Source organism: Sinorhizobium sp. 22678 (assembly GCF_052044265.1).
In the GTDB taxonomy this organism is placed as follows: Bacteria; Pseudomonadota; Alphaproteobacteria; order Rhizobiales; family Rhizobiaceae; genus Sinorhizobium; species Sinorhizobium meliloti_A.
This window is the reverse complement of sequence record NZ_JBQEMS010000010.1, coordinates 246,358-270,912: the sequence shown is the minus strand read 5'-3', so window position 1 is coordinate 270,912 and position 24,555 is coordinate 246,358. Positions and strand designations below refer to the sequence as shown.

General features: G+C 63.2%; 17 protein-coding genes. 8 read left to right on the top strand and 9 right to left on the bottom strand.

All coding sequences use genetic code 11. The features are described 5' to 3' along the window. Nucleotides 1–988: 988 nt before the first annotated feature. Nucleotides 989–7,273, bottom strand: coding sequence for an apolipoprotein A-IV repeat region-like domain-containing protein (locus ACTJKL_RS17445; RefSeq protein ID WP_440853405.1), 6,285 nt, complete (start codon nucleotides 7,271–7,273; stop codon nucleotides 989–991). Between the two features lie 504 nt (nucleotides 7,274–7,777). On the opposite strand from ACTJKL_RS17445, the gene ACTJKL_RS17440 reads away from it, so the two are divergent. Beyond that, a complete protein-coding gene (locus ACTJKL_RS17440) occupies nucleotides 7,778–8,146 on the top strand; it encodes an Hpt domain-containing protein (protein ID WP_440853404.1) in 369 nt (122 codons plus the stop codon). 400 nt (nucleotides 8,147–8,546) lie between these two features. Beyond that, nucleotides 8,547–8,867: a 2Fe-2S iron-sulfur cluster-binding protein gene (locus tag ACTJKL_RS17435; protein WP_029957011.1), complete on the top strand. Its 321-nt coding sequence runs from the start codon at nucleotides 8,547–8,549 to the stop codon at nucleotides 8,865–8,867. Between the two features lie 471 nt (nucleotides 8,868–9,338). Here ACTJKL_RS17435 and ACTJKL_RS17430 read toward each other — a convergent pair whose 3' ends face one another. Then, complete coding sequence (locus ACTJKL_RS17430; RefSeq protein WP_275597838.1) at nucleotides 9,339–9,974, bottom strand: DUF922 domain-containing Zn-dependent protease; 636 nt, start codon at nucleotides 9,972–9,974, stop codon at nucleotides 9,339–9,341. Nucleotides 9,975–10,170: 196 nt separating this feature from the next. On the opposite strand from ACTJKL_RS17430, the gene folP reads away from it, so the two are divergent. Genes folP through folK form a run of 3 tightly spaced genes read left to right on the top strand, consistent with a single transcriptional unit; the run spans nucleotide 10,171 to nucleotide 11,919 of the window. Then, nucleotides 10,171–11,022, top strand: a complete 852-nt coding sequence (folP, locus tag ACTJKL_RS17425) for a dihydropteroate synthase (RefSeq protein WP_275597839.1) — start codon at nucleotides 10,171–10,173, stop codon at nucleotides 11,020–11,022. A gap of 14 nt (nucleotides 11,023–11,036) precedes the next feature. Beyond that, nucleotides 11,037–11,408: a dihydroneopterin aldolase gene (gene folB, locus ACTJKL_RS17420; protein WP_018095110.1), complete on the top strand. Its 372-nt coding sequence runs from the start codon at nucleotides 11,037–11,039 to the stop codon at nucleotides 11,406–11,408. After that, a complete protein-coding gene (folK, locus tag ACTJKL_RS17415) occupies nucleotides 11,395–11,919 on the top strand; it encodes a 2-amino-4-hydroxy-6-hydroxymethyldihydropteridine diphosphokinase (protein ID WP_440853403.1) in 525 nt (174 codons plus the stop codon). The genes folB and folK overlap by 14 nt, the downstream gene beginning before the upstream one ends. 41 nt (nucleotides 11,920–11,960) lie before the next feature. Here the strand turns inward: folK and ACTJKL_RS17410 are convergent, their stop codons facing one another. The 4 genes from ACTJKL_RS17410 to ACTJKL_RS17395 all read right to left on the bottom strand — a co-directional run bounded on the left by ACTJKL_RS17410 (nucleotide 11,961) and on the right by ACTJKL_RS17395 (nucleotide 15,927). Then, entirely contained in the window at nucleotides 11,961–12,512 is a 552-nt protein-coding gene (locus ACTJKL_RS17410) for a hypothetical protein (RefSeq protein ID WP_018095108.1), read from the bottom strand. 134 nt (nucleotides 12,513–12,646) lie between these two features. Then, nucleotides 12,647–13,726, bottom strand: coding sequence for a YcjF family protein (locus ACTJKL_RS17405; protein ID WP_379943553.1), 1,080 nt, complete (start codon nucleotides 13,724–13,726; stop codon nucleotides 12,647–12,649). Further along, nucleotides 13,723–15,222, bottom strand: a complete 1,500-nt coding sequence (locus ACTJKL_RS17400; protein ID WP_275597840.1) for a YcjX family GTP-binding protein — start codon at nucleotides 15,220–15,222, stop codon at nucleotides 13,723–13,725. Before ACTJKL_RS17400 ends, ACTJKL_RS17405 begins: the two co-directional genes overlap by 4 nt. 168 nt (nucleotides 15,223–15,390) lie before the next feature. Next, nucleotides 15,391–15,927, bottom strand: a complete 537-nt coding sequence (locus tag ACTJKL_RS17395; protein ID WP_275599841.1) for a SixA phosphatase family protein — start codon at nucleotides 15,925–15,927, stop codon at nucleotides 15,391–15,393. Between the two features lie 406 nt (nucleotides 15,928–16,333). Here ACTJKL_RS17395 and dksA point away from each other — a divergent pair, with 406 nt between their 5' ends. Continuing rightward, complete coding sequence (gene dksA / locus ACTJKL_RS17390; protein WP_003532995.1) at nucleotides 16,334–16,753, top strand: RNA polymerase-binding protein DksA; 420 nt, start codon at nucleotides 16,334–16,336, stop codon at nucleotides 16,751–16,753. A gap of 92 nt (nucleotides 16,754–16,845) precedes the next feature. On the opposite strand, the gene ACTJKL_RS17385 is transcribed toward dksA, so the two are convergent. Then, nucleotides 16,846–17,808, bottom strand: a complete 963-nt coding sequence (locus tag ACTJKL_RS17385; protein WP_440853402.1) for a flagellar biosynthetic protein FliO — start codon at nucleotides 17,806–17,808, stop codon at nucleotides 16,846–16,848. 365 nt (nucleotides 17,809–18,173) lie between these two features. Between ACTJKL_RS17385 and cckA the strand changes: the two genes are divergently transcribed. After that, entirely contained in the window at nucleotides 18,174–20,783 is a 2,610-nt protein-coding gene (gene cckA / locus ACTJKL_RS17380; RefSeq protein ID WP_338282907.1) for a cell cycle histidine kinase CckA, read from the top strand. Nucleotides 20,784–20,904: 121 nt separating this feature from the next. On the opposite strand, the gene ACTJKL_RS17375 is transcribed toward cckA, so the two are convergent. Then, nucleotides 20,905–21,834, bottom strand: coding sequence for a pseudouridine-5'-phosphate glycosidase (locus tag ACTJKL_RS17375; protein WP_100673131.1), 930 nt, complete (start codon nucleotides 21,832–21,834; stop codon nucleotides 20,905–20,907). Nucleotides 21,835–21,969: 135 nt separating this feature from the next. Continuing rightward, entirely contained in the window at nucleotides 21,970–22,929 is a 960-nt protein-coding gene (locus ACTJKL_RS17370; protein WP_379943542.1) for a carbohydrate kinase family protein, read from the bottom strand. A 334-nt stretch (nucleotides 22,930–23,263) separates the two neighbouring features. Between ACTJKL_RS17370 and recA the strand changes: the two genes are divergently transcribed. Next, complete coding sequence (recA, locus tag ACTJKL_RS17365) at nucleotides 23,264–24,349, top strand: recombinase RecA (protein ID WP_010969478.1); 1,086 nt, start codon at nucleotides 23,264–23,266, stop codon at nucleotides 24,347–24,349. Nucleotides 24,350–24,555: the final 206 nt, after the last annotated feature.

Sequence of the window (24,555 nt, the reverse complement as noted above, 5' to 3'; positions counted from 1 at the left end):
CAGTGGCCCTGTGCGGCCACACCGAAAGGCCGAACATATGGAAGCAAGCGATCCGATCAAAAAATCTGCAAAAAACACTTGCAAAGGGGAGCCGTCCACATAAGGGATGAGGGCGGAGAGGGTGCGGCCCCTCGGCGCGTCCTATACCGTGAAGATCGTGAGGCGGCGCGGAAGGTCCCGGGTCACGCCCGTATACAGCGTCTCGATGCGAGAATGTAGACGTAACCTTTCATTGCGTCATAGGCTGACCATTCCCTCGCATATTCGCAAGCGATAGTTGTAGTAGTCGCACATCTCGGTCCCTCATTCCTGTGCTTGTCACAGGAATCCAGCCAGCCCAAGTCCTCGGGCTGAAAGAACGCTTCCCGCGCCGCAGACGCGGCGCTGCTGGATCCCTGTGACAAGCACAGGGATGAGGGTCGAGAGGGTGCGACCCCTCGGCGCGGTTCATGAACCGTGAAGATAGCGAGGCGGCGCGGAAAGGTCGCGGGCCAGGCCCGGGTACAGTGTCCCGCTTCGCTTCGATGTAGTGGCCGCACTTCCCGGTCCCTCATTCCTGTGCTCGTCACAGGAATCCAGCCAGCCCAAGTCCTTGGGCTGAAAGAACGCTTCCCGCGCCGCAGACGCGGCGCTGCTGGATCCCTGTGACAAGCACAGGGATGAGGGTCGAGAGGGTGCGACCCCTCGGCGCGTTTCATAAACCGTGAAGATAGCGAGGCGGCGCGGAAAGGTCGCGGGCCAGGCCCGTTTACAGCGTCTCGCTCCGCTTCGATGTAGTAGCGGGACATCCCGGTCCCTCATTCCTGTGCTTGTCACAGGAATCCAGCCAGACCAAGTCGTTGGGCTGGAAAGGCTCTTCCGCGCCGCAGGCGCGGCGCTGCTCTCATCTCCGTGACGAGCACAGAGAGAGATGAGGAAGAGGAGAGATGAATAGAAACGGCCCCGTCTTGCGACGAGGCCGTTCCCGAGAGACCGATTGCTGTCCGTGTCAGCTGAAGCGCCCTGCCGCGTGGGCAAGCATGGTGTAGACCTTGCCCGTATCGGACGTCAGGTAGGTCTGGGTGATGCGCTTGTCGGGATCGTTGCGCGCCACATCGGCGAGCAGCTTCTCGAAGTCGGCGATATAGCGGTCGACGGCGGTGCGGAACTCCGGTTCGCGATCGTATTTGCGCTTGATTTCGTCGAAGGTCTGCTGCCCCTTCAGCGTGTAGAGGCGGCGGGTGAAGACGTCCCGTTCGCCGCGCTGATAGCGACGCCAAAGCTCGACGGAGGCGTCGTGGTCGATTGCACGCGCGATGTCCACCGAGAGCGAATTCAGCGACTCGACCACATGGCGAGGGTTGCGGCTGTCGCCGGCTTTTGCCACCGGTTGGCTTTCCGCCGAGCGCGGCCGCGCTGCTGCAGGCTCTTCCTCGCGGGAAGCCGCGCGCAGGAGATCGCGCATCCAGCCGCCGCCCTCTTCGGCGCGTTCCTCCGTTGCCGGCGGCCGGGCAGGTTGCAGCGGGCGGGTGGCCTGCTCTATGCCCAGGCTTCCGCGCAGAGCGGCATTCGGAGCCGGCTGAGGTGCGGCAGGCTGCGGCACGGCGGCTTGCGGCAGCGATGACTGCGGTACGACGGCTTGCGGTGCGACGACGCGGGCGGCCGGGGCAGCGGGGGCTTCCTGCTGGCGAACCGGCTGGGCGACTTCGAGCTGCGAGGAAGACTTGCCGATGATCTCGGACAATTCCTGCAGCGCCTTGATCTGTTCGCCGACGGCGCGCCGCATCAGCGCGGCATTTTCCTTGGCCTCTTCCGGAAGGTCGAAGGCGCCGCGCTTCAATTCTTCGCGCGTCATGTCGAGTTCCTTGCGGATTTCGCCGGCGGAACGACGGATGTCGTCGGTTGCGCCGTTGAAACGGCCGATCGCATCCTCGATCGCCTGGCGGACGGCTTCGCGCAACTGTGCTGCGACGCCATCGGACTTCTTGCCGCTCTCGGCCAGCATACGCTCGACGTCGGAGACCGACGCACCGATACTGCCGCGCAGCCGCGAGGCCGCGTCCTTGGCACGCTCTTCCACGGTGGCGAACGCGCCTTCGAGCGCCTGGCCGGCTTCCTCGCCGGTCTTTGCCATGACCTGCCGCAGGGCCTCGGAGGCGCTGAGTGCACGTCCTTCGACCTGCGAAAGCGTCTTGTTTGCGTCGGCGAAGGACGTCTCGACGCCGGAGCGCAGTCTGTCGGCGATCTGGCGTGAACGTTCCTCGGCCTGCGAGAAGACCCCTTCGACCGAAGCGGCGGCTTCATCGCTCGCCTTCACAAGCGTATCGCGCAGGGCCTCTGCAGCCTCGGTTGCCCGCTGTTCGGTGTTCGACAGCAGTCGGCCCACATCGGCGAAGGAGGTTTGGATCCCGCTGCGCAGATTGCCGGCAACCTGACCGGAGCGTTCCTCGGCGCGCTGGAAGGCGCCGTCGACGAAGCCCTCGAGAGCGCGCATGGTCCGCTCGATCTCCTCCGAACGCTGGACGAGGCCGACCGAGAGTGTCCGAAGCGCGTCCTGGCGCTCTTCGAGCGTGCTCACCAGGTTCGACTGGGCGGCCGCCAGGAGGTCGGAAGCCTGTCCGAGTACCTTCGAATGGTCTTCGAAGCGGCCGACGATGCCGCCGATCTGCGACAATGTCGAGGAGGAAATGTCCGACAGCTTGTCGACTTTGCCTTCGATCAGGCGGGTCGAGGTGGAGAGCATGTCGGAGGCTTGCCGCGCCGTTTCCGAGACCTTTGCGGCGGTCGCCTCGAGCCGCTGGTCCATGTCTCCGAGATTGCCGCTCGCCTGGTCGATGACCGTGGCGATCGCCGAATTGCTCGACGCAAGCTGATCGATCAGGCCCATGGCCGTCGACTGCAGCCGGTTCTCGACCATTTTCATCGCCTTGGCGGTCTCTTCCGCACGCAACGAGATGGCGTCGAGCGTCTCGCCGGTCCGTTCGGTAATGGCGTTGATGAGCGCGGCGTTTTCGGCACGCAGGCGGTCGGCGCTTTCCTGGGTGAGGGAAGCGATGCGTTCGGCGGCCTCCTTGCCGGTGGCGGCGTATTGTTCGATGACAGGGCGAGCCTGCTCGTCGAGAAGACGCGACAGTTCCATCGAGCGTCCGGCAAGCATCGAGTTGAGTTCGCGGGTGCTTTCGTCGAGCGTGCTGCGGATGGACTGGCCGCGCGCATCGAGCGCTTTCTCCGCCTCGGTCAGGCTCTGCTGAATGCTCTTGGCATGGGTCGCGATCTGGCTGTTGGTCGAAGCCAAACGGGCGGTCGCCGTGTCCGCGGCTTCCGCGACCGAGCGGGCGAGATCGGCGTGGCGTGCGGCCGTGGCCGATGCGGTTTGCTCGATCGACGATGCAAATTCGGCGTTGCTCGCGGCGAGCGCACCCGCGAAGTCGGCGCCGGCCTTGGACAGGAGCCCGGCCGACCGGGCGGCTTCCGCGTCGATCTCCTGGGTGGCGTCGCTGACGGCACCACGCAGGCTGGTTACGAGCGCCGCAGCTTTCCCTTCGATCGTGCGGTTTACGTTGTCGAGGCCGATATTGAGGGCCCGATCCATCGTGCCGAGCCGCTCCTCGATCCGGCCCGTGCCGGCTTCGATGGCAGTCGATATGCGCGTTGCCGCAGCCTCGCTGATCCGGTCGATTTCGCCTGCGCGCTCACCGAGGCTGTCGGCGATCCGCTGGCCGGCATTGTCGACGATCGCATTGACGCTGCCGACGCTGTCGCGGATGCGCTCCTCGAGGGAGCCGAGGCTCGTTTCGATGCGTGCGCCGGTATCACCGAGAATGGCGTCGACATCGCCCACGCTGCCGCGGATGCGCTCTTCGAGGGAGCCGAGGCTCGTTTCGATGCGTGCGCCGGTTTCGCCGAGAATGGCGTCGACGTCGCCGACGCTGCCGCGGATGCGTTCTTCGAGCGAACCGAGGCTTGTCTCGATGCGCGCGCCGGTTTCGTCGAGGCGGCTATTGACGCCGCTGATCGAAATGTCGACGCGATTGGTGAGCGTGTCGGCCGCCAGACTGATCTGACCGGCTGTTTCGGCCAGACGTTCCGCAATCTCGCCCGTCGTCGAGCGCATACGGGAGTCGAGCGCCTCGGCGCTGCGATCGATCGCTCCGGCGATCGATGCCTGGCGCTCTTCCAGCGACATTTCGAGCATGCTGGCGCTGGTCGCCAGTGTGGTGGCCATCGCCATCGACTGGTCGGACAGCAACTCTTCGAGCCGCTCGCGTCCCTGGCCAACCGAGAGGTTGATGGTGTTGATCCGCTCGTCGAGGGTCGTGCGCAATTGCTCATGGGTGGTCGCCAGCGTGTCGCGCAGCTGCGCGGCCTTGCCGGAGAGCGTCCGATCGATCTCGGTGGCCTTGTCGGCAAGCGATGCGGTTGCTTCCGACGTGCGGGCGGCGAGCGCCTCGGTGCTGCGCTCGATCGCACCGGCGATCGATGCCTGGCGCTCTTCCAGCGACATTTCGAGCATGCTGGCGCTGGTCGCCAGGGTGGTTGCCATCGCCATGGACTGATCCGAGAGCAGTTCTTCCAGCTGCTCGCGGCCCTGGCCGACGGCAAGGTTGATCGCCGTGATCCGGTCGTCGAGCGTCGAACGGATCTCGTCGTGCGTCGTCGTCAGCGTATCGCGAAGGTGCGAGGCCCTGCCGGTGAGCGTCTGTTCGATCTCGGCCGCTTTTCCTGCAAGCGAAGCCGTTGCTTCCGACGTGCGGGCGGTAAGCGCTTCCGCGATTTCGGCGCTGGTACCGGCCAGCGTCTCGGAAATCTTTCCGACTCGGCTGCTCAGGTCCTCGGCAATGCGGGCGCTGGTATCGGTGAGCGTATCGGCGATCAGGCTGACGCGGCCGCCCAGGTTTTCGGCGACTTCGGAGACGCTCTGCGAAAGCTTGTTTTCGATCTCGCCGACGCGGTCGGTCATGGTCTCGGCGACCGCCATGGCGCGGAAAGTCAAGCTGTCGGCGACGTCCTCGGCATGACGGCTGAGCGAGTCAGCCATTTCGCTGGCGCGGGCCGACATGGTGGAATTGATTTGCGTCGCGCGCTCGGCGAGCACGCCGTCGAGCGCCGCTGTCTGGTGGGACAGTGCATCGGTGATCGACTGCCCGCGCTCGGAAAGGACACGCTCAAGCCGGTCTGCTGTGCCGCCGACGGCGCTTTCGATGACGCTTGTTCCTGAGGCGAGGGCGGTCGACAGCGCGGCGGTCCGTTCCGAAAGCGTGTTGTCGAGCCGATGCTGGCTTGCGGCGATCGCGCTCGTGATCTCGTCGGTGGAGCCGGTAAGAGTCTGCTCGATGCGGGCATGAGCAGACTGCAAGCCCTCGATGAAGGCCGATGTACGGGAGTCTAGTCCGTCCGTCAGGCTTCGCTCGCTCGCCGTCAGCGCGTTGGCAAGCGCATCGGCACGCTGGCCGAAGCCGTTTTCGATGCGCTCCTGCGCTTCGGTCAGCGCGCCCATCAGCGAGCCGGTCTTGTCCGAAAGCACGCTCTCGATGCGGTTGTGCGCGTTGCCGATCAGGCTGCTGAGCTCGGAGGTGCGGCTGCCGATCGTCTCCTCGATGAAGTCCTGCGTCGCGCCGAGCGCCGTTGCCAGGGTGAGCGACTGGTCGGACAGCGCCGAATTGATCTTGTCCACGCTGCTGTCAAGGGCGCCGCCGATCGCCTCCGAGCCGCCGGAAACGGTCTCGTTGATCCGGTGGAGGCTTTCCATGAGCTTGGTGTCGAGCTGGCTGGCCCGCTTGTCGAAGGCGCTTGCAAATTCGTGGAAGCGTTCGTCGAAGGCGCTTGCCAGTTGGCCGACCGTCGTCTGCAGCTTTTCCTCGAAAAAGCCGCCGCGCAGATCGAGATCCATGATGGCGTCGTCGGCGCTCGACTTGAGGCTCTGGCGGAAGCTCGCTCCTTTTTCGTCAAGGGCCGAGTTGAGCGAGGAAAGCACGTCGTCGAGACCGCCGGAAATCGCCTGCTGGCCTATCCTGAGGCTCTCATTGAGGTCACGTGTGCGGGCGATCAGCGTCTCGTTGAGCTGACGGGCGCGTTCGTTCAGGGCGGCGTTGAGCTTCTCGGTATTGGCGTCGAGCGTCGAGGCACGGGTTTCGAACTGGCTGAGCAACTGCTCGCCACGCTGCGTCAGGTTATCGCTGAGTGCATCGAGACGCGCGTCGAACTCGTTGCTGAGCGCCACTCCGGCGGTCGTAAGGCCCGAAAGCAATGCGTCGGTCCGCGTGGTCAGCATGGTGCTCAGATTTTCGAGCGCATGGTCCGATTTGTCGGTAAGTGCCGCGGCCCGGGTATCGATGAGCGAAGCGAAGGCCTCCCCGGAAACGGCGATGCGCGACGCAATGTCCTCGCTTGCAGTTTCGAGATCGTCCTTCAGCTTGGTATGCGCGCCAGCGATAGCCGTGCGGATCCGATCCGAATGACCGATGATCGCCTCGCGTTCGAGACCGAGCTCCTGGACGAGCGTGCGGACACGCAGTTCGTTTTCGCTGTAGCTGCGCTCGAGTGCGCTGACTTCCGAATGCACGAGCGCTTCGAGCTCGGTTGCCCGGGCGATGGTGCGCTCGATGCCCTCGTTCATCGCCGAGACTTCGCGGCGCACGGCCTGACCGACCGTCATGACGCGGTCGGCGGCATTGGTTTCCGGCTCGGCGAGGCGCATCGCGACCTCGGCCATCGAACGCGCGGCGCTGCGCAGTTCCTGAGCACGCGAGATCATGATCGCGAAGGAGAAGAAGAGCATGACGGGCAGGGCGATGCCGAGCAGGATGCCGATCGCTCCAGGCATTGCCGCGAGATCCCCGAGAGAGCGGATCTGCCAGATCCCGGGCGCATAAAGAAGGTGGGCGACGCCGAGTCCGGCCACTGTCCAGACCAGCGAGACGATCGCAGCGACGCGGATTGCCGCGCGGCTCGAGCGGACCTCCAGCGATCGCAGCATGGCGGCCGGGGATTTGCGCGTGTCATCGTTGGCCGGCGCCAGGGGGGGCTGCTTCGGAGCCATTTCGCTCGCAAAACTGCGCGGTGCTTCGGCGCCGCGCGCGGGCTTCGCAGCTTCCTGTTGCGTTCGTGCGGCGCGGGCCTCACCGGAACCGGCGGCCTGGCGGGCGCTCTCGGACACACTTTCCGGCACCGGCCCGTCCAGGGAAGTCTCGTCGTTCAAGGCCGACTTCAGGTCGTCAAAGTCGATCTTCAGGGCAGCTTCCAGCGCCTGGAACGCCTTTTCGTCGATCGACTCGTTGGTCTTCTTCGTCGCCATACGGATACGCCTCACTACTATTGCCCGATGATGGCCGTCTTCCTGTGCCGCCAGGTGCCCAGCAGAACATCCGAACCAGGGCGGTGACCGCAAGGTCCAAGCTTCGCAACGAAGCCACAGATTGACTGATCACCCATTACATCGCCTCGATGGATAGCCGCAGCCTATGTCCTGCGACACCTTGGGACGCAGCTTATCCACCGGAACAGTTGCCATTTTCATATACGGACCCGTTCCTAATCGTATCGTAGTGACACATTAGCCGGGCTCTTACAATTATGAGCGTTCCCCATTCATTAAAATCCTAATGATTTCTTAACGGAAGCGAGCCCTCGGGACCCGAAAAGCCAAGGGAATCAGCCGGTTTAATGGTCGTTAACCATTTCCTCAATTTTTCTGCCTCCATTGCGCCGCGTTTTAGGTCAATGGCAGTGCCGCGCACCGATAATCCTGTTTGAAAACGGTGCGATTGTTTACGCGAAATCGATTGTAGGAAGCGAGCCCATGGCGGCACTCAAGATAGCCTTCGAGGCACCGGACATCCCCGCAAGTTCCACTCCCTCGAGCAGGAATCCCATCGACCTTGCGCATCTCTACAAACAGACGATGGGGGACACGGCGCTCGAGACCGAGGTTCTGAAGCTCTTTGCGCGTCAGGCACGCCAGGCGATGGCCGAGATGGCGGAACGTGACGCAGAGGCCTGCAGCCAGGAGGCCCACCGTCTGAAGGGGGCGGCTCTCGCGGTCGGTGCGGTCGCGGTCGCCGAGGCTGCAGCCGCCATCGAGAAATGTCCCGCCGATGCTGCTCTGCGGAGCGCTCTCGGCGCTGCCGTTCTCGAGGCTGAGCTCTTCGTTTTGAAACTCTGCCGTTGACCTGAAGCGCGCGCACCTATCGGGCGCAAGAGCGGGGTGAGGAAAGCGGGCGCGGTTTTCCGCTCGCATCCCGCTCTAACTTTTTGGGGCCGGTCACGCTCATGTCGGTCGACCCCGACCTAGAAACATGAACGTGATCTGGCTGCAGCTTGTCGTTATTGTGCATGTCGTTGTCCCAAAACCGCTGCGCACTTTTGGGCGGGATGGCTTAAAACCTATCATTAAACGCGATCTGCCCGACCGCCGCGGCAATTTGAGGCTGTGCGGACCGGCCGCATCGTGTTGACTGGCCGGTTGATTTGTTGGAAGAACGTGCCCTGAATTCAAAGCCGGGGCACCGCCTAGTCCTGACAAGCCCTGTGCCAGCCGGCCGGCCCCTCAATTCGTTCCGGAAAGAAAAATGACAAAACTTACGATCGTAGCCTTTGACGGCGCGCGCCACGAACTCGATGTCGAGAACGGCTCCACGGTCATGGAGAATGCGGTCCGCAATTCGGTCCCCGGGATCGAGGCGGAGTGCGGCGGGGCCTGTGCCTGCGCCACCTGTCATGTCTATGTCGACGAGGCCTGGGCGGCGCAGGTCGGCACGCCGGAAGCGATGGAAGAGGATATGCTGGACTTCGCCTACGACGTGCGTCCGACCTCGCGTCTCTCCTGTCAGATCAAGATGAGCGAAGCTCTGGACGGGCTTGTCGTTCATGTCCCCGAGCGCCAGGCCTGATCGGCTCGAACGGCCGTCGTTGCAAAAAAAAAGCCTCGCCGGTCAATCGACAAGCGAGGCTAGGAGGGCGCATCGCATGCAGATGAGGGAGGGAACATCTGCCGCACCAGGACACGCCAGGAGAACCTGTGCTGCCTCATCGTCCGGATAATGCTGCAATAGCCGAAGACGACGAAGCCAAACTCACGCCGGTTGCCACTAAAACGCGAGATCTCGGTATTGATCCGCAATCCAATGTCAACTTCATCGAGCAGTTGAACTTCGGTTCCTCCGCTCGTTGCATGATTTTAATATAGCTGAGTCGGCTGCGCCCCGCTATCGCTAGATTCTGCCAGTAAAATACTGTGGGTTCCCGTCGTTTTCTTCTGAAGCGGAAACTATATCCCCCCGTTTCTTTGGGGTATTCCGATCGAAAGCGCAGACACGGTCCCGCGCTTCGCGCCGCGGCGATGCACGGCCTGCCTCACGCCATCAGCGGGCCTTGGCGTTCTTCTTCAGGCTTTCGAGGCGGTATTGCAGCAACCGGATCATCCGCCGGTCGAAATTCGCCGCCTCGGTGCGGTCGAAGCGCGCCTGGTCCTTGTCGTGCCGCTCGACTTCTTCGGCGCTTACTTCCGCTACCCGGGCCTGCATGCGCTCGCAACTGTCCTCGGCTTTCAGTGAAAGCAGTGCCTTTTCCATCTGGCGCGCATGGATGCGCGCGATCTCCGCATGGCGTTCCTCGTGGCGCTTGATGTCGCTCGCCAGCGTGTCCCAGACCAGGGCCAGATCGCGGCCCGCCTGTCGACGATGCTTCCAGCGTGGCAGAATGATGCGCGTGTTGAGCGTGACTTTGGCCGAGCCCACCGCGCAGCGGTCGTCGCGACTAACATAGGTGACCGTGCCGCCGAACTTGATCCGGGTGGCGCCCGGATGCCGCGTTCCGGTGCTCTTCATCATAGGGCCGGACGCCGAAAGCGCCTTGTCGAGTTCTGCGGCCGTGCGCCCGCCGATCGAGAAGTAGGAGATTCTCTTGCTGATCAGTGTTTCGCCTGAGGCGTTGCCGAACGGGACTCCGACGAGCAATGCGACCAGGGCTGCACGCAGCGGGATGTGTAGTCGGGGCATGGAAGCGCGTTCTCGCCGGTTGAACTTCATTGAAGCTTGGGGCATAGCCAAAGCCAGCGCAACACAAATCGGCCCCAACCGACGTCGACAAGCTTGCAAGGTGCGTGAGGAAGGCGTCATAACATGTTGCTTTCGAATGATATATTTGCACCATGACGGGCGGTGAATTCAAACCGTTCAGCTGCGGACCGGAACAATGACATACGATCCATTTCAGCCCTGGCGCTGGCAATTGGCGCATGGACGCGATCTCGAACTGGGCCCGCGTGGCGTTTTGATGGCGATCATCAATGTTACACCGGATTCATTTTCCGACGGCGGGCGCTTCGCTGATCCCGACGCTGCTGTCAGAGCTGCGCTGCGCGCATTGGAGGCGGGTGCGGAAATCCTGGATATCGGCGGCGAATCCACGCGACCGGACGCCAAACCGGTCAGCGCCGACGAGGAACAGGCCCGCGTTCTGCCCGTTATCGCCGCGATCGCGCGGCAGTCCCGGGCCGTCATCTCGGTCGATACCTACCGCGCGGAAACCGCGCGTTTGGCGGTTCACGCCGGCGCCCACATCGTCAACGACGTGCACGGGTTGCAGCGCGAGCCGGCGATCGCGGCCGTGGCGGCCGAGACGGGTGCGGGGCTCTGCATCATGCATACCGGACGCGATCGGGAGAAACTGAGCGATGTGATCGAGGATCAGTTCCATTTCCTGGAACGGTCTCTGCGGATCGCCGCCGACGCCGGCGTGGCGCGGGAACGGGTCGTGCTCGATCCGGGCTTTGGATTCGCGAAGGACACGAACGAGAACCTCGAACTGATGGCGCGCTTCAGGGCGTTGCATGGGTTTCGACGGCCGCTTCTTGTCGGAACTTCGCGCAAGCGCTTCGTCGGTGCGGTGACGGGCCGAGAGGCGGAAGACCGCGACGTCGGTACCGCCGCGACGACGGCGCTCCTCAGAACTGCCGGCGCTGCGATTTTTCGGGTACACGATGTCGCAATCAACAGGGATGCGTTAGCGGTGGCCGATGCTATGCTGGCCGCAAAGATCAGCTGACGGGACATGAAGCCATGACTGCGACCTACACGATCACACTGAAGAACTGCGCGTTCTTTGCCCGCCATGGCGTGCTCGACGAAGAGGAGTTTCTCGGGCAGCGTTTCTTCGTCGATGCGGAACTGGTCGTCGACCAGGGGACGGCGCTTGCCGAGGACTGCATCGACGACACCGTGCATTACGGCATCGCCTTCGCCGAGATCGAGAGGATCGTCACTGGACGCCGGCGTTACCTGATCGAAGCGCTGGCGCTTGAGGTCGCCAAGACGCTTTGCGCCCGTTTTCGCCAGATTCGCCGGGCAAAGGTCTCCATCCGCAAGCCGAACGCGCCGGTTCCGGGCATCCTGGACTACGTGGAAGTCACGGTCGAGCATGTCGCCGAATAGGAGCTGGCGGCACGCGATACTCGGTCTCGGCGGCAATCTCGGCGATCCGCGCCGGTCGATGGCAGAAGCCCTGCGGGCGCTCGATGCGCGGTCGGATTGCCGGATCGTCGCGGTTTCGCGGCTCTACCGCACGCCGCCATGGGGCAAGACGGATCAGGATTGGTTCTTCAACGCCTGTGCGGAAGTCGAAACGACGCTGGAACCAGAGGCATTGCTTGCCGCCTGTCTCGAGATCGAACGAGCCATGAAGCGTGTGAGAATGGAGCGCTGGGGTCCCCGCACCATCGACATCGATCTCCTGACCTTCGGTGACCTCAACAGGGCGAGCGCGACGCTCACGCTGCCTCATCCGCGCATGACCGAACGCGGCTTCGTGCTGAAGCCGCTCGCCGACTTTGCCGCAGACCTTGCCGTCGACGGACGGACAGTCAGAGAATGGCTGGGCCAGGCGGATGTGAAGGGTATCGAAGTGGCCGACGAAAACGTCGAATGGTGGCGCGCGGAGCAATAAGCGGAGAAGCCGTGCTCGTACAGGTCTGTCGGGAAGGGTGGTTACTCGATCGAACCGACGGCGATATCGTCCATCTGCCGGTTGAGGCTCACACCGATGACCGGAACCATGGTGTCCTCGACCTTCACCGAGATCGTGATGTTCATTGTTTCTTCGCCGTGCAGGCGCGCGATCATCGCGCCATTGAGCTTTTTGCGGTTGATCCCGACGACCACCTTGTCCTTGGCAACGCTGCCGGACACGACGTCGAGACCCTTGCCCTCGGCACCGTCCAGGAACTTTCCGGTGTAGCTGTTGCCCTTCCGGACGATCGTCGCCGACATCGGCTGCTTGAATACCCCGACGCGGCAGAAGCCGTCCAGTTTCAGGCCGGCTTCGTTGCCGGGTGCCGCTTCACCGGTAAGATCGCAGGTAAACTTCGTGCCCTTGTACTTGCCGGCAACGATTTCGCCCGGGCCTTTCCATTGCCCGGCAATCCTGTCGAAGAACGCCTTGTCACGGGCGCCGGAGAACGCGGGTGTCGCAAGGCCCGCGGCGGCGACGAGCGCGATAACGGCAATGCCGCGAACAATCGGAGAAGGGCGCGAGAGCATGAGCAGTCCTTGATGGATCAAGCTGGAAACTGACGTCTACATTGCCGTGAAAATGGTTAACGGATGGTTTCAGCCCGGCTTCTGGGCCGCTTATCTTGCGTAGAGGGCAGGGCGCGCCGGCGATCGATCGACGATCAGCCGGCTGCGTCCTCGGACCGTGCGGCGCCGGGCGCCAGGTCGCCCAGAAAGTCGCCGATACTGGGGCGCTTCAGCGCGCGAAACGGCATCGGCCTGCAGAGATCCATCGCCGCGATCCCTATGCGCGCCGTCATCAGCCCGTTGATCACGCCCTCGCCGAGGCGGGCGGACAGCTTGGATGCCAGGCCGTGGCCGAGGATCTGCTGGATGAGGCTGTCGCCGACGGCGATCGAGCCGGTGACGGCGAGATGCGCGATGACGTCGCGCATCAGGCGCAGCAGGCCGAGCGTGCCCGGGCGGCTGCCGTAGAGTTCGGCCATGGCACGGATCAACCGCGCGGATTCGTAGATCACGTAGCCGAGGTCCACGAGTGCGCGCGGACTGACGGCAGTCACGATCGACACCCGCTTCGCGGCGCCAAGAATGATCCGCCGCGCCTCGCGGTCGAGCGGCGCCAGCAATTCACGCTCCGTCAGTTCGATGAGATGGGGTGCATCGATGATATCGCCCTCGGTCTCCGTCAGGCGGGCACGGCCCTTGGCCGTCCGGGGATTGCCGGCGAGCAGGTGAACGAGCCTCGCGGTCGCAGCACGTGCGGCTTGCGTCTTTCCGGCCGCGGCGGCCGCGGCCAGATCGGCTTTCAGCGTCTGGACGGCAGTCAGTTGCATCATGCCGAAGACTTCGCGCGCGACCACGATCAGGAAAGCGACGACGCCGATCGCCACGACTGCGACGGCCCCGTAGCCAAGCCAGTCGGCGCGCGAAAAGAGGTCGCGCACAAGCCGGTCGATCCAAAGCCCGACCGCGAGCGAAATGAGGATGCCGAAAGCCCCCCCGGCGATCTTGCCGAAGGAGAGCCGGCGCCGTTGCGGCTTTGCTTCCGGCAGGTTGAGCGATTCGATCGCCGCGGTGGTCCCGATGAACGGGTCCTCGGCATCGGGCGTCATGACGATCTTTTCGCTGAAACTCCCCGGTGGGCGCCGCGGCGTCTGTTCCATCTCGCGTTTGGTGGCCTCCTCGGCCTCGACGGAAAAGGCGGCCGGCCTGCGTCGACGGTCGTTGAAGTCATCACTCATGCCAGGCGATCTCCGAGTAGGAACTGCATGGCCCTGTCGAGCCGGATATGCGGCACGGAGAGTTTCAAACCGCCGCGCGTCTCCTCGAGATGCGGCGGCCGGAAGCGGACGAAATTCAGTTCCGGCATTGCTTGCTCCGGGGCGGAGGCGGATAGGGCCGATGCGGAGACGCGGTCGACGGCTTCAAAAAGAAGTTCAGGATCTTCCGGCAAGTCTCCAGGAAATATCGCTGTTTTCTTTTCGCCGTCGAATATCTCGCCGTTGATCTTTTCACCGGCGATCGGCGTTCCGACGATCACGGGCAAACGATGGCCATCGTGGTCTACGGTGGCTTCGCGCGTCGCTCTGACAGATGCGAGCGCCATGACCTCAAGGCCCGCCCCGCTCATTCCTATTCGCTCGGTCGCCCGGCTGACGAGGCGAGCCGTGATGCGCTCGAGCCGGTCGTGACTTTCGTGGTGCAGGTGATCGGCCTTGGTGGCGGCGATCAGTACGCGGTCGATCTTGCGCGTGACGAACGAAGTCAGCCAGGAGTTGACGCCGGGCCGGAAGCAGGCAAGCACGTCTGCCAGAGCCTGTTCCAGATCCTTCAGCGCCTCTGTGCCGCGGTTGACCGCCTGAAGCGCGTCGACAAGCACGATCTGGCGGTCGAGGCGGGCAAAATGTTCGCGGAAGAACGGTTTTACCACATGCGTCTTGTAGGCTTCGTAGCGGCGCTCCATCATCGCCCAGAGCGAACCCTTTGGGGCGCGGCCCGCAGGCAGGTCGGGGAGCGGCGAGAAGGTAAGCGCCGGCGACCCTTCGAGGTCCCCCGGCATCAGGAAGCGGCCAGGTGGCAGGGTGGAGAGGGACCGGTCGTCGTCCTTGCAGGCCTTGAGATAGGCGGTGAAACTCTCGGCAAGCCGGCGGGCGCTGCCTTCGTCGGCCGGCGCCGAGGCTCCGAGCGCGACGGCAAGTCCCAACCACTCGCTCGACAGGTCGGCGCGCATGCCGGTGCGTGCGCGTTGAACCGTTGCGTCGCTGAACTGCCGGAAATCCTGGCCGAGCAGCGGCAGATCGAGCAGCCATTCGCCGGGATAATCGACGATGTCGATCGACAGCCGCCCGGGAGAGAACAGACGGTTCCAGCCGCTGGCGCTTTCGTAATCGAGGGTGATCCGCAGCTGCGATATGGCCCTGGTCGAATCCGGCCAGGACCGATCCCGGACCAGCGCCGCAATGTGATCCTCATATTGAAAGCGCGGCACCGCGTCGTCGGGCTGCGGTTCGAGCCGGATCTTGGATACCCGGCCCGACCGGACCGGTTCGAATACCGGCAGCCTCCCTCCGTTCAGCAGGTTGTGGACGAGCGAAGAGATGAAAACGGTCTTGCCGGCCCGCGAAAGGCCGGTGACACCGAGCCTGACGGACGGGGTAACGAGACCCGCGGCGCGGTCGGCGAGATTGTCCAGGGCGATCAGCGCGTCGTCTTTGAAACTGGTGAGAATGGGCGCCAAATTGTTTCGTCCCTTCGGGAATGATGAGCGGTACGTTTGATTTGCCGATATCCCAACCGGGTCGCGGGCATCCGCGTAGCGTCTGGAGCGATATAGGAAATGTTTCCGTCAGCGCAACAAGGCGAAGCGAATTCGCCGTTTCCGCAGGCGGAAGCGGCTGGCAGGGCTTCATCCTTTCGCGGCTTCTTCAAGGGCGGGAACGAGGAACTTCGAAAGTGTCGCTGTCCATGCCCTTCCGGCTTTCGGCGGCGCCGCAAAATCGATCACCGCCATTCCGGCCGGCGGATATCCGTCAGCGAGTGCCGCAGCCGCCCGTTCTTCGCCCAGAATTCGTCGAAAGAGCTCCTCCATCATCGGATTGTGTCCGATGATCATCAGCGAGGGTCGGCTCGCATGCGCCTCGACAAGGTCGGCATAGACGGTCGTGGGACCGGTATAGAGTGGGTCGAGGTACCGAATGTCGATATCTTCGCCAAATGCGCGGTATAGCGGTTCGGCCGTCTGCCGGCAGCGGACAGCCGTCGAACAAAGAATCAGGTCCGGCCTGATGCGATGGTCGGCTGCGGACTGTGCCGTGAGTTCCGCCTCCGCAAAGCCGACATCGTCGAGCGCGCGATCGAAATCGCTCTGGCCGGGCAGAGCCCAGCCCGATCGGGCGTGGCGAAGAAGCAGAAGCTGGAAGGCCGGGACGACGCTGTCTTGCATGTATTCACCCGGTGTTGGAAATCCCCAGGATGGAGGCGCCCGTGGTGCCGACGGCTGGAAACGCCTTGCGGATGCTCCGTTGTCCCGCCGGTCGGCGTAAAGATCAAGCCGCGTTTCGCGGTTTTTTGATCCGGTGCGCCCATTGAACCGATGCGGGTCGCGCACCAAATGTCGCAATCCGAAATGCCGCCGTGCTCGCCCGTGGAACGTCAAGCGGCCGATGCCGTCGGCGGTGAGCGGTATTTCGGCGTTCAAGACTTTACGTGTAATTGTGATGAAATATTAGCCGGTTAGCCTGCGATGCGGGCAGTGTTAAAATGCAGTTAAGCACTGATTACAAGGCTTGAATCAGAGCTTCCATAGGTCTATACACCGCCGCAATGAGATGTTCTTCAGGAGAATCGCGTTGAGTGAGAAGATCGATCTTAGTACCTATGTCCTGTCGGAGGACGAGGATTTTATGAATGCGAACCACCGGGCATACTTTCGTGCGAAGCTGAATGCCTGGAGAAACGACATCCTTCGCGAGGCCCGCGAGACACTGGATCACCTGGCGGAGGAGAGCGCCAATCATCCTGATCTTGCGGACCGCGCCTCGTCCGAAACGGACCGGGCGATCGAGTTGCGCGCTCGGGACCGTCAGCGGAAGTTGATTGCCAAAATCGATGCCGCGTTGCAGCGGCTCGATGAAGGCACCTACGGCTACTGCGAGGAAACCGGGGAGCCGATCGGACTGAAGCGCCTGGACGCCCGGCCGATCGCAACTCTCTCGATCGAGGCGCAGGAACGTCACGAGCGTCGCGAGAAGGTCTACCGGGACGAATAAGTCCCGGGACACCGTTGGGACTATCGAAAACGGCGCGGTTCGACCGCGCCGTTTTCATTTGTGCACCGATGCGTTGTTCCGCGGCGTACGAGTTACAATTTGCGGCTCACGGAGATATCGGCGAGCATCCTTTCCATTTCTTCTTCGATCGTCGGCTCCTTGCGGGTCTCCTGCGAAGGCGATCCGAGTACCGGTTCCTGGCGACCGGCGGGCCTGATCTTCGGACGCGGCGGCCCTGAAGGTGAGAAGCGCTGGAGATCGCCGCTGATTTCCGCATCGAGCATGCGCTCGAATTCCGCGGCCGCTTCCGGCGCTGCGGGCCGAGGCGGGAGAGATTGGCCCGGCATGCCCTTTACCGGCTCGAGCGCCGTAAGCGGGACGGGGCGCTCTTCGCGAGCAGCGGGCTCCACCGGAAGCGAGCGGTCACGCACCGCGCTGAAATCGGTGTGCGACGGCTCGATGGCTGATACCGGCGGAATGTGAGGCGCAGGTAAAGGCCTGGAGACCTGCTGCGGCTGCGGTGAGCCGAGTGCGGGGCCTTGCTGATCCGGAACCACCCGCACCGGAGGCTCCGGGCGCGCGGCGACCCGCGGCGGCTCGCTCGGGCGCGCCGGTTGCCGAACGGGATCGGCGGCAGCTTCCGTCGGGAGAGGGCGTTCGGGCGGGACAGGGGAAGGAACCGGCTGAGGCCGGGTTTCCGCAATCGGGGCGCGGGTCGTCTTTTCTTCCGGCTCCGCCTGAAGTGCGGCCGGAACCGGAACTTCTCCCTCGGGCGCGATGCGGCTTTCGATCACGATGTCCGTCGGGCCGCCGATCATGATCAGGTGCTCGACGTCGTCGCGGCGGACGAGCACCAGCCGCCGACGCGTGTCGACTGCGGCGGCATCGAGCACCGCGAGCCGCGGCTGCCTGTTCTTGCCGCCGCGGACGAAGGGAGAGGAGGGCTTGTTGCGCATGAGCCGAAGCACGGCGACGAGGCACAAGAGACCGATCGCAACCGCTCCGGCGGCGATCATGAACCGGCTGGCGTTGTCCCCGAGGATTGTTTCCAACATAGGCTGAACTCCTTACTGCCGCTTCGCATGTCAATATTTGACGGCTTTTTTCGGGCTTGGACAAGCTTCGGCCCGACATTCCCTGTGAATTGACCGCAGCGCTTCCGCAGAGACGCTTTTTGCTGTTATCTCTGATTGTTAAAGATGATTCCAGGTCGATGCGCGAAAGCGCGGAGGGCGGCCATCGATTCGCGACGATGCCTTCGGACCCGGCCACCGCATGGTTCCTCAAGCCGGAAACGGATTGGGGATAATCATGCGGCAATTCAAAGTATTGCAGCGGCCCTTGTGCATCCACGGGGATGTACGGCACTGCAAGCGCTCGGGATCGCGTTCGATGCGACCCGGCAGCAGGTGAGGACCCGATGACGAAATTGCGGCAGGCAGGTGACTACCAGATGCCGGTCGTTGACCGGGGCGTTCGTCCGGGAACCATCCTCAGGATCATCCTGCTTGCGATCGTCCTCACCGCGTCGGCTGCCGCTTTCGTCGTCTTCAAGGACCAGCTCGAAAACGAGATCGTGCTCGGCATTCTCGGCGTGCTGGCCATGGTGGGCATATTCTTCCTCGTTTCTTCCGTCATCGGTTTTATCGAAGTGATGCCGCAATCGCGGCCGGACGAACTGGCGCGCGCCTTCCTCGACGCGCATGAAGACGGGACGATCGTGACCGACCGCAAGGGGCGCATCATCTATGCCAACGCAGCCTATGGTGCCCTGACGGGCACCAAGAGTGCGGCAGGCATCCAGTCGCTCGAAACGATCCTGTCGCGCAACCGCGAGGCCACCGAAGCGATCTATCGCCTGACCAACGGTCTGCATGAGGGCAAGCAGGGACATGAGGAGTTCCGGCTGCTGAAACCTCTGGCAAACGGCAAGGTGGCCGGTTCCGGCGCCCATTGGTATCGGCTGAAGGCGCGGGTATTGCCGCTCGAGGATGCCGACAGCAATCCGCTCTACTTGTGGCAGATCGCGGATATTACCGCGGAGCGCGACGAGCAGGAGCGCTTCTTCAAGGAACTGCAGAACGCGATCGACTATCTCGACCACGCACCCGCGGGCTTCTTCTCCGCCGGGCGCAAGGGCGAGATCTTCTATATCAACGCGACGCTCGCCGATTGGCTCGGAATAGACCTGACCAAGTTCCAGCCTGGCTCCGTCAGCATTGCCGATCTCGTCGCGGGCGAGGGGCTGGCGCTGGTACAATCGGTACAGGCGGAGCCCGGTCTCAAGAAAACCAAGATCCTGGACCTCGATCTCAGAAAGACCAACGGCCAGAGCCTGCCGGTACGCCTGATTCATCGCGTTTCCTCGGCACGGGACGGTGCGCCCGGCGAAAGCCGGACGATCGTGATGTCGCGGGAAGGCGACGACGGCGATCAGTCGGCGTCGAATGCCGCGATGCGGTTCACCCGCTTCTTCAACAACACGCCCATGGCGATCGCCTCGGTGGATGGAGACGGCCGCATTCTCCGAACCAACGCTCCGTTCATGAAGCTCTTCGCCGGGCTCGTTTCGCAGGACGAGGTCGAGCGTGGGGCCCTGATCGACGCCGTGGTGCACCAATCCGAGAGAGGGCGTCTGCAGGAGTCGCTGGCTGCCGCGAAGGACCGGCAGAGCGATATTGCCCCGATCGACGCGCTTCATCCCAAGGATGATGGGCGTCACTTCCGCTTCTACGTCAATGCCGTCATCGACCAGAGCGATCAGGCGCCCGAGGAGGCTGCGATCATCTATGCTCTGGAGATCACCGAGCAGAAGGCGCTCGAAAACCAGATGGCGCAGACGCAGAAGATGAATGCCGTGGGAACGCTCGCCGGCGGCATCGCCCATGATTTCAACAACGTCCTGACCGCCATCCTGCTTTCCGCCGACCATCTGCTGCTATCGGCGCGGCCGGCGGATGCGACCTTCGCGGACCTGATGGAGATCAAGCGTAACGCCAACCGGGCAGCCGTGCTTGTGCGGCAGCTGCTCGCCTTCTCGCGCAAGCAGACGATGCGTCCGACGGTGCTCAATCTCACCGACGTCATCGGCGATCTCAGGATGCTCGTCGACCGCATGACCGGCACCAACGTCAAGGTGGAGGTCGACTATGGCCGCGATCTCTGGCCGGTGAAGACCGACCTCGGCCAGTTCGAGCAGGTGCTCCTGAACCTCGCCGTCAATGCCCGCGACGCCATGCCTGCGGGCGGGATCATCACGCTCAGGACGCGCAATCTGCCGGCGAGCGAAGTGTCGGCGCTTGGACGGCGCGAACTGCCCGAGGAAGACTTCGTCATGGTCGAGGTGTCCGACCAGGGCACCGGCATTCCGCCGGAAATCATGGACAAGATCTTCGAGCCCTTCTTCACCACGAAGGATGTCGGTAAGGGCACAGGGCTCGGACTGTCGATGGTTTACGGCATCGTGAAGCAGTCCGGCGGCTATATCTATCCCGAGTCGGAGATCGGCAGCGGTACGACCTTCCGCATCCTGCTGCCGCGGCATGTCGACGTGCCCGAAATCCAGGATGAGGACGCGTCCGCAGCGCAATCCGCGGCGCCGGCGAGGAGCGAACCGGTTGCGGTGCCGATGCCTCGGGCCGAGCCTGCCGACCTGACCGGGGATTCGGCGGTCGTGCTGCTCGTCGAGGACGAGGAAGCGGTCCGGCGCGGCGGCAAGCGCATGCTGGAGACGCGCGGCTATACGGTTCACGAAGCGGGATCGGGTATCGAAGCGCTGGAGATCATGGACGAACTCGAAGGCGCCGTCGATATCGTCGTCTCCGACGTCGTGATGCCGGAGATGGACGGGCCGACGCTGCTGCGCGAGCTGCGCAAGACATATCCGGACCTGAAGTTCATCTTCGTATCCGGCTATGCCGAAGATGCTTTTGCGCGAAATCTGCCGGCCGACGCGAAGTTCGGCTTCCTGCCGAAGCCCTTCTCGCTGAAGCAACTTGCCGTCGCCGTGCGCGAGATGCTCGACAGCTGACGAGGTTTCTCCTCCGAACCTGTGCTCTTCGCCGTTTGCCGGCATCTTCCCCATTTCGATAGGGAGAAGGGCAAACGGCGGCGCGGCAGATCCCCTTCGCCTTCCTATTCCATTTCTGCGGTTACTTCGCAGCGAGTGCGACAGCGATCCCGGCGGCAAGGCGCGCATTGTTCTCGACCAGCGCGATATTGGTTTCCAGGCTGCGCCCGTCCGTCAAACGGAAGAGGTTGTCGAGCAGATACGGTGTGACCGCCTTGCCGGAAATGCCCTCGCTCGCCGCATTGTCGAGTGCGCGGGTGATATAGATCTCCATCTCCTCGCGCGGGATTTCGCTTTGTTCCGGCACCGGATTGGCGACAAGCATTCCGCCGTCGATCCCGAGCAACTCGCGCGTCCGCTGGAAACTGGCGATTGCCGCCGGACTGTTCAGCATCAGCGGGCTCTTGAGGCCGGATTCACGCGACCAGAAGGCCGGGAAGTTCTCGCTGTCATAGGTCACGACAGGGACACCGCGGGTTTCGAGCACTTCGAGCGTCTTGGGAATGTCCAGAATGGCCTTGGCGCCGGCACAGACGACAATGACGCCGGTACGTGCGAGTTCGTCCAGGTCCGCCGATATGTCGAAGCTCTGCTCCGCTCCGCGGTGAACACCGCCGATGCCGCCGGTCGCAAAAACCCGGATGCCGGCACGGGCAGCGGCGATCATCGTTGCGGCAACGGTCGTGGCGCCGGTGCGGCGTTCGGCGATCGCGAAGGCGAGGTCGGCGCGCGAAAGTTTCATCGCGCCCTGCGTCTTCGACAGCGCCTCCAGTTTGGCATCGTCCAGACCGATATGGAGGACCCCATGGATTACGGCGATGGTCGCGGGCACGGCACCCTGTTCGCGGATGATCGTCTCGACGCTGCGGGCCATGTCGAGGTTGCCGGGATAGGGCATGCCATGCGTGATGATCGTGGATTCCAGCGCGACGATCGGCGCACCTCGTTGCTTGGCGGCCGCGACTTCATCTGAATATTCCATCGGCAGGGACGGGGAGGAGGGTTTGGTCATGATCGTTTCCTTGATTGATGACATCCGACGGCAAATTGCATCGGGGGTGCCTGATCGATTCCGGTGCCTGGAGCAGAGGGTGCGGAAGAACCGCCCGCATTCCGCGCTACCCGGCTCCCATTCAGCTGCCAATTCTCATGCCAGCATTTCCGCTTCCGGCACAAGGCGCAGCACTTGCTCCAGCTTGTCAGGCAGCATCTCTTCGGAGGCAGCGTAGGGCGAATGCAGCGTTATGACGGCGGCCGCCATGCCCCGGCGCAGGCAGGCGGCAAGATCCGCACCGGCAAGCCGGGCGGCGAGAAAGCCCGAGGCGAGCGCATCGCCGGCGCCGGTGACGTCGGCAAGTGCTGAAAGAGCCGGCGGCGTAGCGAGGCAGGCACCCTTGCCGTCGAAGGCGACCGCGGCCCGGCCTCCGCGCGTCACGACACCGCCGGAAAGACCGGCGGAGCGCAGCAGCAACGGCCATTCCGCGGCGGTTGCGGCCTCGGTTCCGGTCAGCGCGCGCGCCTCCGCCTCGTTCATGAACAGGAAATCGAGCCCGTCGAGGCACGCGCGGTAGCGGACCACTTTTGCCGGAGAAACGGCGATACCGGCACGGAGAGGGCTGAACTTCGCGGCGGTGCCGGCAAGCGCCGTCAACGTCTCCTCCGGCAGATTGGCGTCCATCAGCACGAGTTCGCTCGCCGCTAAAATCTCGCGCGTGGTCCGCTGCTGCAGCCGGCGCGGCGTAAACAAAGCATAGAGGTCCATGTCCGCGAGCGCGATGACGAGGTTGCCGTCGTTTTCCAGGATTGCCGTATAGCTCGGCGTCTTGCGATCGAGAAAGGTAAAAGGGCGATCGATCACACCGGCAGCTTCCGCAGCGGCCGCCACCGTGTCGCCGGCGGGATCGCCGCCCCGCGGGCTGATCATGGTTACGCGATGGCCGAGGCGCGCGAGATTTCTCGCTGCATTGAAGCCGCCGCCCCCGGCTTCCTCGAACCAGGTGCCCGGATTGCTCGCGCCCGGTGTCGTCGCGCCGCTGATCCGGCCGCGCCGGTCGATATGAGCGCCGCCAAAAACGGCTATGTTCTGCGACTTCACCTGTGCTTGCATCTGGTCCTCGATGAACGGCGGAGAAAAGGTGGCGAAGTCTCTCTTCCGCCGGCATTCCGATCTATCGTTTCGTACTACCTTTTAGGGCTTTGTCCGGCTTTGATCCATCGTGAATCACGAAGCGAATCGGGGCGGCGCGTGAAAGCCGGCATGCGTTGACGCGCAACTTGTGGATACTGTGGACGAAAGGCGTGAACAAGAATCGAACGTAGTGAAATATTCCGTGCAATTTCAATTGCTTGACGTGCCATTGCCAAGTTGGAACAAAACATGTACAAAAAGGCTTGCGGCGGCTTCATTGCCTCGATAGCTCCAATAACCTAAAGGTGGACCAATGGCACAAAATTCTTTGCGGCTCGTAGAGGACAAATCGGTGGACAAAAGCAAGGCACTTGAAGCGGCTCTTTCCCAGATCGAACGTTCGTTCGGTAAGGGATCGATCATGAAGCTCGGAGCGAAGGACAGCGTAGTTGAGATCGAAACCGTCTCCACCGGGTCGCTCGGCCTCGACATCGCGCTCGGCATCGGCGGCCTGCCGAAAGGCCGCATCATCGAGATCTATGGACCGGAAAGCTCGGGCAAGACCACGCTGGCGCTGCAGACCATTGCCGAGGCACAGAAGAAGGGCGGCATCTGCGGCTTCGTCGATGCCGAACACGCACTCGATCCGGTCTATGCGCGAAAGCTCGGGGTGGATCTCGAAAATCTTCTGATTTCGCAGCCTGATACGGGCGAGCAGGCGCTGGAAATCACCGATACGCTGGTCCGTTCGGGTGCGATCGACATTCTCGTCATCGATTCGGTGGCCGCACTCGTGCCGCGCGCCGAAATCGAGGGCGAGATGGGCGACAGTCTGCCGGGCATGCAGGCGCGCCTCATGAGCCAGGCGCTGCGCAAGCTTACGGCATCGATCTCCAAGTCAAACTGCATGGTGATCTTCATCAACCAGATCCGCATGAAGATCGGCGTGATGTTCGGCTCGCCGGAAACGACGACGGGCGGCAATGCGCTCAAGTTCTACGCCTCGGTGCGCCTCGACATTCGCCGTATCGGCTCGGTCAAGGAGCGCGAGGAAGTCGTCGGCAACCAGACCCGCGTCAAGGTCGTCAAGAACAAGATGGCACCGCCCTTCAAGCAGGTCGAGTTCGACATCATGTATGGCGAAGGCGTTTCGAAGACGGGCGAATTGATCGATCTCGGCGTCAAGGCGGGCATCGTCGAGAAATCGGGCGCCTGGTTTTCCTATAACAGCCAGCGGCTCGGCCAGGGACGGGAAAACGCCAAGCTCTTCCTGCGGGAGAATCCCGAACTGTTGCGCGAAATCGAGACGGCTCTGCGGCAGAATGCCGGTCTCATAGCCGACCGGTTCCTGGAGAATGGCGGGCCGGAAAGCGACGGCGACGAAGCCGCCGATATGTAATCGGCAGCAACCGTCTCGTTCAAGCGTGCGAAGCCGGCCGTCGTCACCTGCGGCCGGTTTTTTGCTGCCCGCTGGACAGCATGAAATGCGGACGATAAAAGCCTGTGGTTCCGACGGCTCGGCCGGCGGGAGGCGTGACGTAATTGAATGCGACGCGCCTAAGCGCGGGGTTGAAAAGTGCGGCTTGCAGCCTGGAGAGATCGGGT

Excerpts from the sequence above, each read along its gene's own strand:
- ACTJKL_RS17410 (WP_018095108.1), bottom strand. The coding sequence starts at position 12,512 with ATGCTCTCGCGCCCTTCTCCGATTGTTCGCGGCATTGCCGTTATCGCG.
- ACTJKL_RS17445 (WP_440853405.1), bottom strand. The coding sequence starts at position 7,273 with ATGGCGACGAAGAAGACCAACGAGTCGATCGACGAAAAGGCGTTCCAG.
- cckA (WP_338282907.1), top strand. The coding sequence starts at position 18,174 with ATGACGAAATTGCGGCAGGCAGGTGACTACCAGATGCCGGTCGTTGAC.
- recA (WP_010969478.1), top strand. The coding sequence starts at position 23,264 with ATGGCACAAAATTCTTTGCGGCTCGTAGAGGACAAATCGGTGGACAAA.
- ACTJKL_RS17385 (WP_440853402.1), bottom strand. The coding sequence starts at position 17,808 with ATGTTGGAAACAATCCTCGGGGACAACGCCAGCCGGTTCATGATCGCC.
- folK (WP_440853403.1), top strand. The coding sequence starts at position 11,395 with ATGTCGCCGAATAGGAGCTGGCGGCACGCGATACTCGGTCTCGGCGGC.
- folP (WP_275597839.1), top strand. The coding sequence starts at position 10,171 with ATGACATACGATCCATTTCAGCCCTGGCGCTGGCAATTGGCGCATGGA.
- ACTJKL_RS17405 (WP_379943553.1), bottom strand. The coding sequence starts at position 13,726 with ATGAGTGATGACTTCAACGACCGTCGACGCAGGCCGGCCGCCTTTTCC.
- ACTJKL_RS17395 (WP_275599841.1), bottom strand. The coding sequence starts at position 15,927 with ATGCAAGACAGCGTCGTCCCGGCCTTCCAGCTTCTGCTTCTTCGCCAC.
- ACTJKL_RS17430 (WP_275597838.1), bottom strand. The coding sequence starts at position 9,974 with ATGCCCCGACTACACATCCCGCTGCGTGCAGCCCTGGTCGCATTGCTC.
- ACTJKL_RS17375 (WP_100673131.1), bottom strand. The coding sequence starts at position 21,834 with ATGACCAAACCCTCCTCCCCGTCCCTGCCGATGGAATATTCAGATGAA.
- ACTJKL_RS17440 (WP_440853404.1), top strand. The coding sequence starts at position 7,778 with ATGGCGGCACTCAAGATAGCCTTCGAGGCACCGGACATCCCCGCAAGT.
- ACTJKL_RS17370 (WP_379943542.1), bottom strand. The coding sequence starts at position 22,929 with ATGCAAGCACAGGTGAAGTCGCAGAACATAGCCGTTTTTGGCGGCGCT.
- folB (WP_018095110.1), top strand. The coding sequence starts at position 11,037 with ATGACTGCGACCTACACGATCACACTGAAGAACTGCGCGTTCTTTGCC.
- ACTJKL_RS17435 (WP_029957011.1), top strand. The coding sequence starts at position 8,547 with ATGACAAAACTTACGATCGTAGCCTTTGACGGCGCGCGCCACGAACTC.